Source organism: Kitasatospora sp. NPDC007106 (assembly GCF_040634455.1).
Lineage (GTDB): Bacteria > Actinomycetota > Actinomycetes > Streptomycetales > Streptomycetaceae > Kitasatospora > Kitasatospora arboriphila.
Genome location: NZ_JBEYFP010001072.1, coordinates 1 through 1793, shown reverse-complemented (window position 1 = coordinate 1793; position 1793 = coordinate 1). Strand labels below are relative to the sequence as shown.

The following is a 1793-nucleotide window of genomic DNA, read 5'->3' as shown; positions in this document are numbered from 1 at the left end:
GCCGTCCGGGGCGCCGTCCGGGGCGCCGTCCGGGGCGCGGGCAACGCCCCGGGGAGCCGGGGTGCTGCGCCACTGGCGGCTGCTGGTGGCCGCCGTGGTCCCCTGCCTTCTGCTGGCCAGCGTCGGGTGGTGGTTCTGGCCGCAACAGCCGACGGGCCTTCCGCCGCACATCGCCGAGGGGACCGTCCAGGCGGACCTGATCAGCACTGACGGCGTCAGCAAACTGGTCGGGACGACGGTGGCGGCCGGGCCCCAGTCGAACCGGCCGCACGCCCCGCTCACCACGGCCCCGTCGGGCTGCGCTGTCGCCGCCGGACCGACGACGCAGTCGGTCTACGGGCAGGCGTGGAAGGCGTTCCTGTCGGCGACCTACCAGGACGCCGGAGGCTCGGGCAGCTACACCGTGAACCAGGTGATCGGCGTGTTCCCGGACGGCAAGAAGGCGGGCGCGGCCTTCCGCACGCTCACCGACGGCCTCGCCAAGTGCCCGTCCTCAACACTCACCGACCAGGCCGGACGTACGTCGAAGTGGGCCTACACGGCGCACCCCGCCACCGAGGTCGCGGTGGCGTGGACCGCGACGCAGGGCGACACCGTGAACTGGGCCTGCTACCACCAGGCGCGGGTGAAGGGCGCAAGCCTGATCCAGGCCTCCGTCTGCCAGGCCGGCGACGGCGAGCCCGCCGTCTCCATGATCGCCGACGAGCTCACCGGCAAGGTGACCGGATGACCGCGCCCTCGCGCAGGACGGCCGCACGCCGCCGGCGGACGCTGCCCCGCATCCTCCACCTCGTGCTGATGGCGCTCCTGGCGCCGATCGTCGCCGCGGGAGTGCAGACGATCGCGGCAGCCGACGCCGTGGCGGTCACGGTACAGGCGGGCACGCTTGCCCCCGTCCCGCTGGTGGCGCCCCGGGGGTTCGAGGCCGCCCTGGCGACCCTCCTGGTGGAGATCAACGACGCGAACCGGCAGGCGGCGGAGCTGGCCCGGCAAGAGAAGGACGTGGTCGCCGAGGCGGAGCGGATCACCAAGGAGTCCGCCGCCATCCGCGACAGCAAGGCGGCGCTCAACGCCAGGGTCGCCGCGGTGAACCAGGAGATCAGCGACCACAACGAGCGCGCGAAGGCCGTGGATGGCGAGATCACCGCCCACAACGCCAAGCCGCACACGTTCCAACTGCCCGCGGAGGCGGGCGCGGCCGCCGCCTTCGACGCCGAGGCGCGCCAACTGGAGTCCAGGAGGAACCAGGAAAACGCCGTCGAGGACAAGATCCAGGGCGAGGAGAGCCAGATCCGGCAGGAGGCCTCCCAGGTCGACGCCAGGTCCTCCCAACTCGACGCAGCCTCCAAGGCCAATGACACGGAGGCCTCCGATCTCAAGACGAAGGAACAGCAGCTCCAGTCCCGAGGCCAGCAACTGCTCGCGCAGATGGCGCAGGCGATCCAGAGCTTCGCCTCCGTTCCGTCGAACCCGGCGGCCGCCATGGACCAGGGCGGTGACGCGCCCGCTCCGGCGCCGCAAGCCGACAACCGGTTCGCCGGCCAGGACGAGGACACCGGCGACAGCCCCTACCGCCGGCCCCGGGCCGCCGCACTGACGCAGTACGCGAAGCAGCACGGCACCACCGTCGACACCCGCCCCGGCACGGCGTACCTGACGCCCGACGCCGTCCGGCAGCTCTCCCCCGCGCAGGCAGCCACCCTCGGCAGCCCGTCCATCAGCTACGACGGGCTGGTCCGCAAGCCCAACGGCCACTACACGGCGCTACGGGTGCGGGCCCCGGCCACCACCAC

At 73.0% G+C, this 1793-nt stretch carries 2 protein-coding genes; both read left to right on the top strand.

Going from position 1 to position 1793, the window contains the following annotated elements; translation table 11 throughout:
* On the top strand, positions 1–730 hold a 730-nt coding region (locus ABZ641_RS35845), incomplete at its 5' end, for a sensor domain-containing protein (protein ID WP_359988629.1).
* On the top strand, positions 727–1793 hold a 1067-nt coding region (locus ABZ641_RS35840), incomplete at its 3' end, for a hypothetical protein (RefSeq protein ID WP_359988627.1). The genes ABZ641_RS35845 and ABZ641_RS35840, both read left to right, overlap by 4 nt.